12 protein-coding genes are annotated in these 16104 nt (G+C 62.6%); 2 read left to right on the plus strand and 10 right to left on the minus strand.

Annotation, left to right across the window (positions count from 1 at the left end; all coding sequences use genetic code 11):
- The first annotated feature begins 22 nt into the window (after positions 1-22).
- Positions 23-2248, plus strand: coding sequence for a 1,4-alpha-glucan branching protein GlgB (glgB, locus tag I41_RS09745; RefSeq protein ID WP_145432363.1), 2226 nt, complete (start codon positions 23-25; stop codon positions 2246-2248).
- 171 nt (positions 2249-2419) lie between these two features.
- Here the strand turns inward: glgB and I41_RS09750 are convergent, their stop codons facing one another.
- Entirely contained in the window at positions 2420-4828 is a 2409-nt protein-coding gene (locus tag I41_RS09750; RefSeq protein ID WP_145432364.1) for a SurA N-terminal domain-containing protein, read from the minus strand.
- Positions 4829-5344: 516 nt separating this feature from the next.
- Here I41_RS09750 and topA point away from each other — a divergent pair.
- Entirely contained in the window at positions 5345-8062 is a 2718-nt protein-coding gene (gene topA / locus I41_RS09755; protein WP_145432365.1) for a type I DNA topoisomerase, read from the plus strand.
- 36 nt (positions 8063-8098) lie between these two features.
- On the opposite strand, the gene acpS is transcribed toward topA, so the two are convergent.
- The 9 genes from acpS to I41_RS09800 form a co-directional block, all read right to left on the minus strand.
- The gene (gene acpS, locus I41_RS09760; protein ID WP_145432366.1) at positions 8099-8500 is read right to left on the minus strand and encodes a holo-ACP synthase; all 402 of its coding nucleotides are present in this window, start codon (positions 8498-8500) and stop codon (positions 8099-8101) included.
- A 2-nt stretch (positions 8501-8502) separates the two neighbouring features.
- Entirely contained in the window at positions 8503-9474 is a 972-nt protein-coding gene (gene trpS / locus I41_RS09765; protein WP_145432367.1) for a tryptophan--tRNA ligase, read from the minus strand.
- Between the two features lie 21 nt (positions 9475-9495).
- Complete coding sequence (locus I41_RS09770) at positions 9496-10449, minus strand: dihydroorotate dehydrogenase (protein ID WP_246133851.1); 954 nt, start codon at positions 10447-10449, stop codon at positions 9496-9498.
- A gap of 178 nt (positions 10450-10627) precedes the next feature.
- Positions 10628-10846, minus strand: coding sequence for a hypothetical protein (locus I41_RS09775; protein WP_145432369.1), 219 nt, complete (start codon positions 10844-10846; stop codon positions 10628-10630).
- Positions 10847-11128: 282 nt separating this feature from the next.
- A complete protein-coding gene (locus I41_RS28245) occupies positions 11129-11545 on the minus strand; it encodes an HU family DNA-binding protein (protein ID WP_261342486.1) in 417 nt (138 codons plus the stop codon).
- Between the two features lie 385 nt (positions 11546-11930).
- Positions 11931-12368, minus strand: coding sequence for a YkgJ family cysteine cluster protein (locus I41_RS09785; RefSeq protein WP_145432370.1), 438 nt, complete (start codon positions 12366-12368; stop codon positions 11931-11933).
- Between the two features lie 41 nt (positions 12369-12409).
- A complete protein-coding gene (locus I41_RS09790; protein WP_145432371.1) occupies positions 12410-13564 on the minus strand; it encodes an aminotransferase class V-fold PLP-dependent enzyme in 1155 nt (384 codons plus the stop codon).
- A 146-nt stretch (positions 13565-13710) separates the two neighbouring features.
- Positions 13711-15696 (minus strand): ferrous iron transport protein B, encoded by a 1986-nt coding sequence (gene feoB, locus I41_RS09795; protein ID WP_145432372.1) that lies wholly within the window; start codon positions 15694-15696, stop codon positions 13711-13713.
- A 32-nt stretch (positions 15697-15728) separates the two neighbouring features.
- On the minus strand, positions 15729-16052 hold the full coding sequence (locus tag I41_RS09800) for a FeoA family protein (protein WP_168206792.1): 324 nt from the start codon (positions 16050-16052) through the stop codon (positions 15729-15731).
- Between the last annotated feature and the right edge of the window lie 52 nt (positions 16053-16104).

Consider the following 16104-nt stretch of genomic DNA (forward strand, 5'->3'; position numbering starts at 1 on the left):
ACTGTAACCAGGATAGACCACCGTGCGATCCACCGTCGACGTCAACGCGATTAACCCAGTTATCCACGGCTACCACGAAAATCCGTTCGAGGTGCTGGGCCCGCATGTGATCGAAGAGAATGGCCGTCAGGCGTTGGCGGTGCGGGCATACTTGCCGCAGTCACAGCAGGCTTGGTTGGTCGATCCGCGAGCGGGCGAATCGAAGCCCATGCGGCGGATTCATCCCGCCGGCCTATTCGAAGCCATCTGTGGACCGGAGATTCATGACGTGGAACAAGGGCGCACCTACCAGCTCCGGGCCGTCAATTCGGCGGGCGAGCAGACGACCTCTCACGATCCGTATGCCTTCCCACCGCTATTAAGCGAGTACGACCTTTACCTCCTGGGCGAAGGCCGACACTGGCAAAGCTATGAAAAGCTCGGCGCCCACCTTCGAACGATCGGCGGCGTGAACGGCGTCAACTTCGCCGTCTGGGCGCCTAACGCCGAAAGCGTCAGCATCATCGGCGATTTTAATGGCTGGGATCGCCGTAAGCACGCGATGCGGAAGCACATTCCCACGGGCGTGTGGGAACTGTTCATTCCTGATGCGAAGCCCGGCTTGCTTTACAAGTACTCGGTCAAGGCGCGTGGCGGCCAGGTGCTCGAGAAGTGTGATCCCTACGGATTCGCCGCGGAATTGCCGCCGCGGACGGCCAACATCGTCGCCGATCTCAACGGCTACAAGTGGAACGACCACGAGTGGATGGCTCGGCGAGCCGAGGGCGCCAACGCGCTCGACGCTCCGATGTCGATTTACGAAGTCCATCTCGGCAGCTGGCGAAAAAACCACGGCGGCGAGACGCAGTGGCTCAACTATCGCGAATTGGCCCACCAACTGGTCGAATACTGCCAGAACATGGGCTTCACCCACTTGGAATTGATGCCGGTCAGCGAGCATCCGTTCACGGGCAGTTGGGGTTACCAGACGGTCGGCTACTATGCGGCCACCAGCCGCTACGGCACGCCCGAAGACTTCATGTACTTCGTCGATCACTGCCACCAGCACAATATTGGCGTGCTCATCGATTGGGTGCCGGCCCACTTTCCGAAGGATGGTCACGGGCTGGCGACGTTCGACGGAACGGCGCTCTACGAGCACGCCGATCCGCGTCAAGGAGAGCACCCCGACTGGGGGACGAAGGTCTTCAATTACGGTCGCAACGAGGTGCGGAACTTCCTCACGTCGAACGCATTGTTCTGGCTCGACAAGTACCACATCGACGGGCTCCGCGTCGACGCCGTGGCGTCGATGCTCTACCTCGACTACAGCCGCAATGAAGGCGAGTGGATCCCCAACCAGTACGGCGGCCGCGAGAACCTCGAGGCGATCTCGTTCCTCAAGGAATTCAACGAACAAGTTCACCAGCAACACCCTGGCGCGCTGACCGTCGCCGAGGAATCAACTGCCTGGGGCGGCGTCTCGCGGCCGACGTATCTCGGAGGCCTCGGGTTCAGCCTGAAGTGGAACATGGGGTGGATGAACGACACGCTGCGGTACTTCCGGCACGAGCCGATTCACCGCCAATACCACCACGACGAGCTGACGTTCTCGCTGATCTATGCCTTCACCGAGAACTTCACGCTGCCGTTCTCGCACGATGAAGTGGTGCACGGGAAGGGCGCCTTGCTCGACCAGATGCCGGGCGACCTGTGGCAGCGCTTCGCGAACCTGCGGTTGCTTTACGCCTACCAGTGGACTCACCCGGGCAAGAAGCTGTTGTTCATGGGCTGCGAAATCGGCCAGTGGAACGAATGGAATCACGACGCCGAACTGCAGTGGGACCTGCTGCAATGGGACACCCATCAGGGCGTCCAAAAGATGGTCGGTGATCTCAATCAGCTCTACCGTCGCGAGAAATCGTTCCACCAGGTCGACTTCGAGAGCGCTGGCTTCGAGTGGATCGATTGCCACAACTACGCCAACAGCATCCTGGCCTACGTCCGCCGGGCGAAGGATCCCAATGACTTTACGGTGGTCGCCTGCAATTTCACGCCGGTGCCGCGTCATAACTACCGCCTGGGCGTTCCCGAAGGCGGCTGGTATGGAGAGGTCTTCAATTCCGATTCTGCGTACTACGGCGGCAGCAACGTCGGAAACTACCCTGGCGTGATGGCCGAGGAAAGCGAGAGCCACGGGCGTCCGTTCTCGATCTCGCTCACGTTGCCGCCATTGTCGGTCGTGGTGCTGAAGCCGACGCGCGGTTAAGCGTTATCCGCGACTGTTGAGACAAGCTAAGCCCGCCTTCCAAACATGTGGAAGGCGGGCTTTTTTTTGTTTGATTGTTCAGCCCCTGGCTCCGCCAGGGGGTCGGCTTGCGTACCGGGACGCGATGCCCTGCGTGGTGCTACCCCCTGGCGAAGCCAGGGGCTATAGGCTCTACCGCTGCTGACGCTTCTGACGTTCTTGCAGCCACTTTTCGTCGAACTTCAGTCCGGCGCGCTCAGTGAACATGTCATTCTCGACGGCGTTATTGAAAATCGACGCGTGTTTGAACAGCATGTCGCGACCGCCAGGCCATGATTCGGACTCTTCGAGAAAGAGCTTCTTGAGTTCGTCGTCGCTCCACTGTTTGCGAGCGATGCGCACGACATAGGCCGCCGTTTGGTCGTAGTTCAGGACGCCAACCGTCTCGTTGTCGGCCAGCCCGAAGACCGTCTCCATGAATTGCGGACCGATGCCTTTCAGTTCGGGAATATCGCTGAGGCTGGGCAGCGAACCGAAGCCGGCGCGGCCGGTTGGATAGTTCAGCCAGCTAAACAGGGCCGTTTCCTTGATCACTTCGAAGCCGCGGTCGGCGAAGAAAAACTGATCAAAGGGAGTATTGCTCTTCTGAATCTCGGTTGCGAGCTCTTTTGCCTTTTTTTCAGCCAGCTTCGCGGCTTCGCGTTGCTTCCAGGCGGCGGCGACTCGATCGCGGACTTCCTTGAAATCCGGAACTCGACGCGGGATATCCTCGGTCTTCATAACAATGTAGACGTCGCCTTCGAGCTCGCTCGCCATGAACGGCTCGAATGGCTTCAGCGCGTAAAACGCGGCCTGGGCGACGGTCATTTCCTGCGTCGCCGTGCCGATGGCTTTGCCGACTGGCGTGTCATAAAGTTCCGGCGCCGTCAGCGGGCTCATCTTTTCGTAAACAAGGGCGTTCTTGTCAGCCAGCCATTGCAGGTCGGCTAGCTTGGCCGGCGGCTTGGGTGTCTTCTTTCCCGCCTCCGTCGCTTCGATCACGGCAATGCCGTACGCGTTGAACTCGGTTTGCAGCTGCGCCATCGACTCGCCCATGATGCGATCGAGTTCTTTGACGGCCATGTCGCGCGCGAGCTCACGGCGGATTTCATCGCGCACATTGTCCAGGGGCTCGTACTTGTCGGCGGCGGCAGGCGCGGCGGGCGTCGTCACGGCGCCCGTCGGCTCGCTTTCGACCGCTGCGGCGACAGGCGCCGGTTCCGTCGTCTCCGCTGGCGCCGCCGCAGGTTCGCTGGCCGGCCCCGATGCGGGGGGCGTCTCGGGTTCCGTCGCTGGCGTCTCGGCGGGTGCGGAAGCATCGGGAGCGTCTTGGAAAGAAACCAAACGGAACGGGCTGGCTGGCCGTACGTCGGACGACTCCTGCCCCGTGGCCTCTTCTGCTGCCGGCGCGGCCTCCGCGTCTGAGCTGGCCGGTTCTGCGGGCGCGGCGGGGGTTTCTGCTGGCGCAGCGGCAGCGGGAGCTTCGGCGGGAGTCGCGGCCTCCCCGCTCGTGGGGTCGGCAGGCTCGGCGGGCGTTTCGGCCGCTGGCGTTTCCTCGCTTGGCGTGGCGGGCGACGTCGATTCCGGTACGCTCTCGCCTGCGTCGGCCGGCGAGGCTGGAACATCCATCTTCAGAAAGTCGGTGTCTTTATTCTGCTCGTAGTAGTAGGCGATGTCGGTTTCCGACACCTTGTCCATCAGCTTCTCGGCGAGGTCGGCCACGCTTCCCTTGAGGTACTGCAGACGAACTCGCTGCGGCTCGGCGAAGCCGGGATCCGGCGATGGAAGGACGCGACCGCCGACGTCGACCCGACGCCCAGGGTCAAACTCCTTGAAATCGTTGAACAACGCTTTGAGCTGATCGTCGTTCGGTTCCGGGACTTCGGCGAGGAACTTGTCGACTGGCAACACGGCGACCTGCAGCGAAATGCGGTCGTTCACTTGCTTCCAGTCCTGCCACCGCTGATGCGGCAGGACTACCAGCGCCGGATCGGCATACATGCGAGTGTAGAAATACGCCGCCAGCATTTTGCGGAGCGTCCCCATGACGATCCCCTCGCTGGTGCGCGGGTTTCCGTTCCCGACGCTGGCGAGAATCTGTTCAAGCTGACCCGAGTTCAGTTTGCCGAGCCCCATCTTGGCGATGTAGTCGCTGATCAAATCGTCGCTGACGGTGATGCCGGCTCGCTTGGCAAGATCGGCCTCCACGTCGGTTTGAATGACGATTTGCTCGATCGCGTCGCGTTGTTGATCGCCGAGCAGCAGGCCGCGCCACGGAATGTCGATCGGGAGGTCGTACTCCGAGCGGCCGCCTCCCTGAGCGAAAACGCGTTTCAGGAATTCGTCCGTGATCAAACGGTGGGCGACGAGCGCATTAAGTTGGTTCTGATCCAGCGACCCGCCGTTCCAAGTGGCGACCGAGGCAGTGCCGGGATTGTCGTTGCCGCCGGGTCCGCCGCCGCTCATCGCGCTGCCGACGACCCAGATGAACATCAGCAACACGACCGCCACGGCCATGAAAACCTTGGTGTGCTTGCGAAAATAGCGGAACGGACTCGCCATGAAATTGTCCTAAGATCGTGCTATCGCCGGCGTGCCAGCTGTGAATCCTGTCCAGCGAAGAGGTCTAAACTTGGTCAGGCTTCTTGACAGGCGGCCCCGCCGAAAAGTAATGATTGACCAGCGGAAGTCGCGAAATGAAGGATGCTGATTCTATTGAGAATCGACGTAAACGCAATCCCAACAAGGGAGTATCGCCGATTCGCGCGTGTCGGAGAAGGGGCTGGCAAGGGTTTCGTCAGCGCCGGATTCGTGACGGTCGGTAGGCTTGCGGTCAGCTTTTGGAAGTTCGCGATAGCTGGGGAAAGTTTTCAGCTGGCGCCGCTCCTGACGATTGCCGCAGATTGTCCGCGGCTGCCGCTTGGCGAAAGTTTGTTTACGGCCGCCTTGCCCGTGAACGGATAATTCCAGCACCTGACGGTTCGTCGTCGAGTTCTGAGTTCTGACGGCACTTTCAATTCAAGTTGATGTTTCGACGACCCTGATCTCGCGATCGCGCCTAGCCCCCATTGCCGACCGATGGCCAAAAAAAGCTCCCCCTCCGAATCAGCCGGCCAAGCGCTCGTGATCGTCGAATCACCGGCCAAGGCGCGAACGATCGGCAAGTACCTCGGCAAGAATTTTCGCGTCGAGGCCAGCATCGGCCACGTTCGCGATTTGCCGCAAGGCGCCAAGCAAGTCCCCGCGGAGTATAAGAAGGAGTCGTGGGCGAATCTGGGCGTGAACGTCACCGACGGCTTCACGCCGATCTACGTCATCCCGCCGGGAAAGACAAAACAGATCAAGCTGCTCAAAGACCAATTGAAGGGCGCCAACGCTCTTTATCTGGCGACGGACGAGGATCGCGAAGGGGAGGCGATCAGCTGGCATCTGCTGGAGATCCTCAAGCCAAAGGTGCCAGTCCATCGCTTGGTGTTCCACGAAATCACCAAAGACGCCATCCAGGCGGCGATCGAGTCCCCCCGGCAGGTCGACGAAGGGTTAGTGCGCGCACAGGAGACGCGACGCATTCTGGACCGGCTGTACGGCTACGAGGTTTCGCCGCTGTTGTGGCGGAAGGTTCGCCCGAAGCTATCGGCCGGGCGCGTGCAAAGCGTCGCGGTGCGGCTGATCGTCGAACGCGAGCGCGAGCGGATGGCCTTCGTCTCGGCCACTTGGTGGGACTTGCTCGGCAGCTTTGCCAAGGTCGACAAGCAGTCGCTCGAGGCGACGATGATCTCGGTCGATGGCCGTCGAATTCCCGCGGGTAAGGATTTCGATTCGGCGACCGGCAAGCTGAAGAATCCGGAGATGATGCTGCTCGACGGCCCAGCGGCGGCGGCGCTGGCTGCGCGAATTCGCAGCGGAAAGTTCCGCGTCGCGTCAATCGAGGATAAGCCTTACAGCAGCAAGCCGTCGCCGCCGTTCACCACCAGCACGCTGCAGCAGGAAGCTAACCGCAAGCTCGGGTTCACCGCGCGGCGGACGATGCAGGTGGCACAGAGCCTCTACGAAAACGGCCACATCACCTACATGCGCACCGATTCGACAAACCTCGCGTCGGTTGCCATCGAAGGCGCGCGCGATCTGGTCGACAAGAACTATGGCAGCGAGTTCCTCCCCGCTGAGCCGCGAATCTACCGCTCCAAAGTAAAGAACGCCCAGGAGGCGCACGAGGCGATCCGCCCAGCGGGCCATCCGTTCGAATTGCCGGAAACGATGCGTTCGCAGCTCGGCGTCGATGAGTTCCGCATCTTCGAGATGATTTGGAAGCGGACCATTGCAAGCCAGATGGCCGACGCCCGCGGTCGGCGGATTTCGATCACCATCGAAGGCGAAGGCTGCGTCTTCCAGGTAAGCGGCAAGACGATTGACTTCCCGGGTTACTTGCGGGCATACGTCGAAGGATCGGATGATCCGAGCGCCGAGCTCGCAGATCAAGAAAAAGTGCTCCCCAGCGTCGAAGTCGGCGAACTACTGACGTGCACGGCGCTCGACGCCAAGGAGCATACGACGCAAGCCCCCGGTCGTTACAGTGAAGCGTCGCTGACGAAGGCGCTCGAAGAACGAGGCATCGGGCGGCCAAGTACCTACGCGTCGATTATCGATACGATTCTCGCGCGCAATTACGTCTTTAAGAAGCAGAACGCGCTGGTCCCGACGTGGGTGGCATTTTCCGTCGTCCAACTGCTGGAAGACCACCTATCGTCGCTGGTGGATTATCAATTCACTGCGCAAATGGAGGACGATCTCGACGCCATTAGCCGCGGCGAGCAGGAGTCGGTCAGTTACCTCGACAAGTTCTATTACGGCAACGGCGCTCCGGGACTCAAGAAACAACTCGAGAACAAGATCGACGAGATCGATCCGGCCCGTATCGGGCGGATTCTCATCGGCACGCCCGAAGGACAGGCGCCGGTGTTTGTACGGGTCGGCCGCTACTCGCCGTTTGTCGAGCAGGGGGACCGCACGGGTTCGCTGCCGGAAGAGACGCCTCCCGACGAAGTGACGTTGGAAATGGCGCTCGCGCTGCTGGAGCAAGCGGCGCAGGGGGACGAACCGCTCGGCATCTGCCCCGACACGCACAAGCCGGTCTACTTGAAGACGGGCCGCTTTGGACCCTACATCCAGCGCGGCACTCCCGAAGACGAAGAGAAGCCGCAGAACGCCTCGCTGCTCAAGGGGATGAGCCCCGCCGACATTGACCTGGCAACGGCTCTGAAACTACTGACGCTGCCGCGCAACCTGGGCGACCATCCCGAGCAGCAGAAGCCGATCATGGCCTACAACGGCCGGTTTGGCCCCTATGTGAAGTGCGGCGACGACACGCGTTCGCTGCCGAGCGACGTCTCGCCGCTCGACGTGACGCTGGAGCAAGCGATCAAGCTGCTCGCCGAGCCGAAGACGCGCGGCCGCGGCGCGGCAGCCAAGAAGGAGCCGCTGCGAACCTTTGAGAAAGCGTCGCCGGTGACCGAAAAGCCCGTGCAGGTGCTCGACGGCCGCTACGGCCCGTACATCACCGACGGCGAGACGAATCTCTCGCTGCGAAAGGGAATGACGGTTGAAGAGTTGACCTTCGATGAGGCGCTCGCGATGCTCGCTGAGAAGGCCGCGATGGGCCCGCCGAAAAAGAAGGCCGCGAAGAAGAAAGCGGCGACCAAGAAGGCGGCGCCGAAAAAGGGCGTCACGAAAAAGCCAGCTGCGAAGACCGCAAAGAAAGCAACCAAGAAAGTTGCCGTCGACGACAGCAGCGATTGATTGGGCAGCGACGCTGAGGCGGTTCAACCGTTTCGCTTACTCGTCCACTGGGTCGGCCTCGGCGATGGCATAGGCCGTCGCGTGGCTGCGGCAGTGGGAAATGCTGAGGTGCATGTGGGCGATGCCCGATCGCTCGAAGACTTCTCGCGCCCCGCCGCGCAGGGCGACGATCGGCGCGCCTCCCGCTTTGTGCCGGACCTCGACGTCGCGCCAACTGATGCCGCGTACCCAGCCGGTGCCGAGCGCCTTGAGCACCGCTTCCTTGGCCGCCCAGCGGCCGGCGTAGTGTTGCGTAGCGGCCCGCTTCGACGAGCAGTAGGCGATCTCGTGATCGGTGTAGACGCGGCGAATGAAAATCTCGCCGTGACGCTCGATCATCTGAGCGATCCGGAGGCACTCGATGATGTCGGTGCCGATGCCAATGATGCGGGCGGCCATCGTTAGTATCCTTTAGCCCCGCAGGCGCTTTGGGCGCGGGCCAGCGTCGCCGCCGCTTTCGCGCGGGCCTTCGCGGCTCCGGATTTGAGCACGTCGCGCACATCGTCGGGCCGGGCCGCCCAAGCAGCGCGTCGCTCGCGCGCTTCGGCGAAGTACGTCTCGGCGGCGTCAGCGAGCGCCTTCTTTACTTCGCCATAGCCAAAGCCGCCGCGGGCGTAGAGGGCGGTCATGTCGGCGACTTGCGATTCAGTCGCCACGAGTTTGTATAAATCGAACAACACGTCGCCGTCAGGATTCTTCGGCTCTTCCATCGGGCGGCTGTCGGTCGTGATCCGCATGATTTGCTTGCGCTGCGCCTTCACGTCGTCGAACACGGCAAGCGTGTTGTTGTAGCTCTTCGACATTTTCTCGCCGTCGAGGCCCGGCACGCGTGCCGACGAGTCGAGCACCTTCGCCTTCGGCATGACGAACGTCTCACCAAAGTGATGATTGAAGCTGCCGGCGATGTCGCGGCAGACTTCGATATGCTGGATTTGGTCTTCGCCGACCGGGACGATGTTCGAGTCGTACGCGAGAATGTCGGCCGCCTGGAGCACGGGGTAGGTGAAAAGTCCCGCGTCGGCCTTCAGTCCCTTGGCCATCTTGTCCTTGTAACTGACGCAGCGCTCCAGCAGACCCATCGGCGTGCCGGTCAGCAGCAGCCAGCAGAGCTCGCTCACCTCCGGCACGTCGGACTGGACGAACAGCACCGCCTTCTCGGGCTTCAGCCCCAGCGCCAGCAGGTCAATCGCGCCGTTGAGCGTGTACTCTTGCAGCTTCTCCCGGTCGCGCACCGTGTTGAGCGCATGGAGGTTCGCTATGAAGTAGTACGCCTCGGCCGCCTGGTCTTGCAGGTCGACGTACTGCTGGATGGCTCCGAAGTAATTGCCCCAGTGAAAGGGGCCGGTCGGTTGGATGCCGCTGAGGACGCGCATGGGCGATGTTCTTGGTTGAGCTTAGTTGCGTTTGAGCTGCAGCGAGCCGACGACTTCTGCCACGCCGGTCGCGCCAAGGGTGGCGATGGCTGCGGGGAGGGCGTCGAGCACCGCCATCGAGACCGTTGGATTGTAGAAGTTGACCGTCCCCAGTTGAACGGCGGACGCTCCGGCGACGATGAACTCCATGACGTCGTCCACGGAAGCGATGCCGCCGATGCCGATGAGCGGCGTCGTCACTGCCTGGGCCGCTTGGTAAACGCAACGCAACGCGATCGGCTTGATCGCGGGACCGCTGAGCCCGCCGATGACGTTGCCGAGGATCGGCCGCTGTCGTCGCCAGTCGACGGCCATCCCTTGGCAGGTGTTGATCAGCGAAATCGCGTCGGCGCCGCCCGCCTCGGCCGCCTTGGCAATCTCGGCGATGCTCGTGACGTTTGGCGTCAGCTTGGCGATGATTGGCAATCGGCAGGCGGCGCGGCAAGCGGCGACTAGCTTTTCGCAGAGCACGCCGTTTACGCCGAAGTCGACGCCATGGCTCACATTCGGGCAGGAAATGTTCAGCTCCACCGCGGCGGCGCCGGCGGCGTCGCCCACCATTGCCGACATCTCGACGAACTCTTCCGCCGTTCGTCCGGCGATGCTCACGATGATCGGGGCGCCCCGAGCAGCCAGATACGGCAGATGATGTTCGACGAACGCGTCGATCCCGTCATTGTCGAGGCCGATTGAGTTCAGCATCCCGGAAGGAGTTTCCACCGTCCGCCACGGGGCGTTGCCGGGCCTAGCCTCCCGCGTCACCGTTTTAGGGAGGATGCCCCCCAGGCGCGAGAGGTCGACAAGACGCTCCATCTCGCGGGCGTAGCCAAAGGTCCCGGAGGCCACGAGAATTGGGTTCGGGAGCGTGAGCCGGCCAAGCGTGATCCGCAAATCGATCTCGGGAGCGGCCGGCGACGTTGGTGGGGCGAGGGACAACGGGTATCGGGTGGCTGAAGGCTCGAATGGCGCGTGGCGGCAGCAACCCTGTGAATCTAGCCTGCGAGCCTTGCCGTGGGCAACGGGCGCATGGAAGCGGCGTGCGCGGGCCATGGAGGGCCCGCACACGCCGCGCGTGGACGATCAGTACGATCCGGCCCTCGCGGGCCAGGTCAGACTAGATGATGCCGCCATGGACGCTATGGGGCGTCAGGTGGGTCGGCATATCCAGGAACCAGATCCGTTCCCACTCATCGAGCAGGGCGCGGAGGTTCTCTGAACTATAAAACAGCTCCTGCGCGCGTCGCGCCGGGTCGCCGGAGTAGATCGGAATCAAACAGCCCGTGCTGCTTAGCAGCGTGCAGGCCAGCGCGGTTGAAATGAGCCAATGGCGCATGAGCGTAGCTCCTCCTTGAGCTGCAAACAGGACTTCACGCCCTCACGAGTGTGTGACGTAAGGTCCAACGATCTCACTATTTACGCTTTGTCGAACGCGTCCATGCGCTCCGAGCGGGCGCGATCAACGTGGTTCGAGTAGATTCCTGATAAGCTGTCGGCAGATGCACTCCCTCTACCGAGGGGCGGCAATCCTAGCGAGCGTATCGACTTACGTCGAGACTGACCTTTACCGACGTGCTGCCGGCATTGCTGTCGGCTGTGAAAAGTTTCGAGGCGGCTACTACGCCGAGTTGCCCGAACCGGGTTCGTAACTCGTTGCGGAGCCAAATGTTTCGTGCGGCGGAGAAGCTGACGGCGGCGTCGCCGCGGCGTGATTGCTCTGCATCGCCTGTTGGCGAGCGGCCTCATTCGCGCGACGTTCCAGCTCGCGAACTCGCTCCTCCATCTCTTTGCCCGGTTTGAAGGTGACCACAAACTTTTCGGGGACAAAGACTTTCTCACCGGTGCGCGGGTTGCGCGCCTTGCGAGCGGCCCGGCGCTTCACTTCGAAGACGCCAAAATTCCGCAGCTCAATCCGATGATCTTCGACCAGCGTTTCGACGATGGCGTCGAACGTCTTCTGGACGATCTCTTTGGTCTTCAATTGCGTGAGGCCGATCTCCTCTGAGATGGTCTTCACGATTTCTTTCTTGGTCACGAAGAGTTCCCCTATGACAAGCTCGCGGTCCTTTCGGCGGACGACGATCGTGCTAGTGAAGGGCGTTCACTCGCTCCAAGTGTAATTGGCGTAAGCATTAGAGTCAAGAAAGCTCGACCCCGCGTCGAGACCGCAAATCGCCCTAACTTGGCGAGACGGCACGACGATTTTTCGGCACTTACGCCGATTTCATCGATTGCTAGCGATGGCAAATTGTCAAAGAACGACGTGGGCAAGGCATGGTATGCCTACCCGGAAACTAGCATCGACCAGGCCAGTCGCCAGACTTCAGCTAATCGTTAAAGTCGGCCAAATTATTTCAGCCGGCTGCTAGCGTCGGGCGTGGAGCGTCGTGCCGGCGCAGCTTTCGGCGGCGTTCGGGCGGTTAGATCCGAATGACCGCCGCCTGCTCCTGGATCGTCTCGATCGAGTAGAGCTTCCCATGGCCGCATCCAGGACAGGCCTCTTGGGCCGCCTCCCAGGCGTCTGGGGTGCGGATGTTCGAGTCCCAGAAGGGCCAGGTGCGGCACTGGCGGGGACGCTGCTCGTAGACAGTACATCGGCGAGTTTCACCGTCGAGGAAGACGCAGTCGTAGTTGCGCTTTTCCTTGAGCGAGCGGCGGACGCCGATTTGGTTGACGTACTTTTTCTCGAAAGCTTCGGGCGACATTGCCACGCGAGCGGCTAGGGCGTCGATCTCAGCCTGATTTACCCAGACGTAGCCAGGACCGCCGCCACAGCAGTCGCCGCACCCGGTGCAGGCGAAGCAAAGCCCGTCGGCGTACCAGGGCTCGCTCGCGGCGTCAGCGGGGCGTTTGGCCATGGCGTTTGGTGACTCCATCCTGGTGGTTGGCCGCAGCGCGTCTACGCTCCGGCGATCGCCGAGGCCACGTTCAGCACCTCATCGATCTCCTCGACGGTGGTGGCCCAGCCGACGCTCATCCGCACGAGGCCGCCGGCATCGAAGGTGCCGAGCGCCTGATGCATCTTCGGGGCACAATGCAGGCCCGCGCGAGCCTGGATGCCGCGCGCCGCGTCGAGGGCGGCCGTAAACTCCTGCGGATCATATCCACGGGCGCTGTAGCTGACAACGGGCCCACGCTGGGGGGAGGGGGGCGGCCCGTAGAGACGCACGCCGGGGAGCGCTGCGAGCCCTTCCCACAATCGCTTCACGAGCATGTTTTCGTGGGCGGCCACTGCTTCGATCGTCCGCTCGCGCAGGAAGCGCACTGCCGCCGCCAGACCGGCGATGCCGGAGCCGTTCAGACTGCCCGCCTCGTAGCGCGTCGGCAACTCGTCCGGCATGCGGTCGAGCTGGCTCTCGAAGCCCGTCCCGCCCTGACGCGTTGGGTGGACGAGATCCTCCACCCCTTCGCGAATATACAGAAACCCCGTCGCCGGCGGGCCCAATAGCCCCTTGTGGCCGCTGGCGGCGAGGAGGTCGATGTTCAGGTTCTGAACGTCGATGCCGACGTGCCCAGCCGACTGGGAGGCGTCGACCATCAGCAGCTTGTCGGCGCCTTTCGCGACAGCGGCGATTTCGGCGAGGGGCTGGATGGCGCCGGTGACGTTCGAAGCGTGGGTGGCGATCACCATGCGCGTGTTGGGCTGGATAGCGCGTCGCACGTCGTCGGGATCGATCAAGCCCTGCGCGTCGCAGCCGACGTAGGTAACCGTCACGTCGCGAAAGCGCGTCTCGTCGGCGAGCGGACGAAGCACCGAGTTGTGATCGGTCACCGACGCGACGACGTGGTCGCGGGGGCGGAGCGTGCCGTGGATCGCGAGGTTGAGCGAGTCGGTCCCGTTGCAGCCGTGGATGATGTGGTTGGGGTTCGGCGCATTGATGAGGGTGGCGAGCTCGCGGCGGGCCGATTCGACGATCCGCTGGGCGGCGACGGCGTCATTGTAGCCGCCGCGACCGGCGGCGATGCCGATTTCACGCTGGTAATGGTCGACCGCGGCGTAGACGGCTTCCGGTTTGGGCCAGCTAGTGGCGGCGTTGTCGAGGTAAATGCGCATGTTGTCAATTTGTAAGGGCGAGCGTCACTAAAGCATAGCGGTCGTGATCCCGTGGGCGGCGCTGTCATCCTGAGCCGAGCGAAGGATCAAGCTTCCAGATTCTTCGCTCCGCTCAGAATGACGCGGTAGCTGCCGCAAACTCTACGCTAGGAGGCCAGCAGCGACGCGGTTTGGTAGGTAATGAGCGCCGCAACGTAAGCTAGGGCCGTCATGTAGCCGAGCTGAAGCAACGGCCATCGCCAGCTGCCGGTCTCGCGGCGGGTGACGGCTTGCGTCGGGAGGCACTGCATCGCCAGGACGTAAAAAACCAGCAGGCTGAGGCAGGTGGCCGTCGTGAAGACCGGAGACCCGTCGCTATGTTTCGAGGCTCCCAGGGAAGCCAGAAGCGAGTTGACGCCGTCGTCGGCCCCGTCGGCCCCGAGTCCGTAGAGCACCGCCATCGTCGAGACGATCACCTCGCGCGCGGCGAACGAGCTCAAGACGCCAATGCTCATCTTCCAGTCGAAGCCGAGCGGCTGGAAGACCGGCTGGATTGTCCGGCCGATCCTTCCCGCAAACGAGCGCTCCAACTCCATCTGCTGCGTCAGATGCTCAACGCCGGACTCGTCTCCAGCAGCTTCCAACGCCGCGAGTTGCGCCTGGACTTCAGCTGGCATCTCCTCGACGCTTGTTTTCGGGTAAGTCGCCAGTGCCCAGAGGATCAGCGAGATCATAAGAATCGTCGTGCCGGCCGTCTTTACGAACGCGGCGGCGCGGTCAAACGTTAGCAGGACCGCATTTCGCAGCGATGGCAGACGGTAGTTGGGCAGCTCGATCACCAGCGGCCGTACGGGCCCCTTCAGGAGCGTCCGTTTGAAGACCCACGCCATGACAAGCGCCGCCGTGATTCCGAGCGCATAAGCCGCGGTGAAGATCAGGGCGCGTTGAACCGAGCTTTGCGGAAAGAGCAGCGTCGCCACCATCGCGTAGACGGGGATGCGCGCGGAGCATGTCATCAGCGGGGCGATCAGGATCGTGGCGAGCCGGTCGCGGCGATCTTCGATGACGCGCGTCGACATGATCGCCGGAATGGCGCAGGCGTGGGCCGAGAGGAGCGGCACGAATGCCTTGCCCGGCAGGCCGACTTTATGCATCAGCCGGTCCATCACAAGGGCCGCACGGGCCATGTAGCCTGAGTCCTCAAGCAGCGCCAGCACAAAGAAGAGCAGGCAAATTTGCGGCAGGAAGACGAGCATGCCGCCTAGTCCGCCAATGACGCCGTCGGTCAGCAGGCTGCGGAGATCGCCTGCTGGAAGCCATGCGCCTAAGGTCTCGCCGGCGGCGCCGAAGAGACCGTCAATCAAATCCATCGGAAAAGTCGCCGCCCAAAAGATTGTCAGGAACGTCGCCGCCATGACCAGCGCGAAAGCGACTAGGCCCCCGACGCGGTGGGTGAGAACGCGGTCGATGGTCGCGGTGATGCGACCCTGCGCCGTCGCTTCGCCGCGGACGCTGGCGCTACGAACTCGCGAGGCCCAGTCGTAGCGTGCCGAGAACTGGCAACCACGGCACGAGCCGCAGGAAGCGAGATCGGCGTGAAGCTGCGGCGCCTTGCGCTCGCGAAGCGTCTGGCTGACGACCGCAAGCAATTCGTCGACGCCGGCGCCTGTCCGCGCGGAAACGGAAACGACAGGGCATCCGAGCCGCTCACGCAGCACGGGGAGATCAAGCGTGATCCCCTGCTTCGCGGCGGCATCGCTGAGGTTAAGGGCGACGACCGTCGGCTCGCCGAGTTCCAGCACCTGGCTCGCCAGGAACAAGTTGCGTTCAAGGTTGGTCGAGTCGACCACCAACAGCACAAGATCGGGTTCCGGCATTCCCGGGAGGAGACCCTCGAGGGCGTCGCAGGCAACCCTCTCATCGGGAGTGCTCGGATCGAGGCTGTAGAGTCCGGGGAGGTCGACGATTGTGGTTGCAACGTCGCCAAGGGCGATCGTTGCGCGGCGGTGCTCGACGGTCGTGCCTGGGAAGTTGGCCGTCTTCGCCCGCATCCCGGTGAGGCGATTAAAGAGCGACGTTTTGCCCGCATTCGGGTTTCCGACCAGGGCAATCGTCGCCGCGCCGCGGGACGCCGACAAGGGCGTCGTGGACACGATCGGCAATGACAGCTCTGGCGGACCGGGACTCACGATGCGTTGGCCAATGGAACGAACGTCGAATCTTCGGCGGCGACCGCAACGACGCAGACCTCCGCGGCGAGCCGGGCGGAGAGCCCGACGCGAGCCCCAACAACGCTAATGATCAGGGGATCCCCGGCCTTGATCAATTGCACCCGACGTCCGACGCAAACGCCGAGCGCCTGTAGCCGACGGAGATCGTCTGAGTGGGCGCTCACATGGGCAACGCGGGCATGGGAGCCTGCGGCAAGCGACGACAGCAGCACCATTTGCGGCGGGGCTTCAGACGCGCGAAGGACGGGCTTCGGCGGGGGTTCCACAGCGGTAATCATCACGATTCCCAGACGCGGGGGCCGAGTTCGGAGTTTGTTGAGAATGATTCTC

Source organism: Lacipirellula limnantheis, assembly GCF_007746075.1.
In the GTDB taxonomy this organism is placed as follows: domain Bacteria; phylum Planctomycetota; class Planctomycetia; order Pirellulales; family Lacipirellulaceae; genus Lacipirellula; species Lacipirellula limnantheis.

Coding starts and splice junctions, on each gene's coding strand:
- I41_RS09750 (WP_145432364.1), bottom strand. CDS start 4,828: ATGGCGAGTCCGTTCCGCTATTTTCGCAAGCACACCAAGGTTTTCATG.
- topA (WP_145432365.1), top strand. CDS start 5,345: ATGGCCAAAAAAAGCTCCCCCTCCGAATCAGCCGGCCAAGCGCTCGTG.
- acpS (WP_145432366.1), bottom strand. CDS start 8,500: ATGGCCGCCCGCATCATTGGCATCGGCACCGACATCATCGAGTGCCTC.
- trpS (WP_145432367.1), bottom strand. CDS start 9,474: ATGCGCGTCCTCAGCGGCATCCAACCGACCGGCCCCTTTCACTGGGGC.
- I41_RS09775 (WP_145432369.1), bottom strand. CDS start 10,846: ATGCGCCATTGGCTCATTTCAACCGCGCTGGCCTGCACGCTGCTAAGC.
- I41_RS09785 (WP_145432370.1), bottom strand. CDS start 12,368: ATGGCCAAACGCCCCGCTGACGCCGCGAGCGAGCCCTGGTACGCCGAC.
- I41_RS09790 (WP_145432371.1), bottom strand. CDS start 13,564: ATGCGCATTTACCTCGACAACGCCGCCACTAGCTGGCCCAAACCGGAA.
- I41_RS09800 (WP_168206792.1), bottom strand. CDS start 16,052: ATGATTACCGCTGTGGAACCCCCGCCGAAGCCCGTCCTTCGCGCGTCT.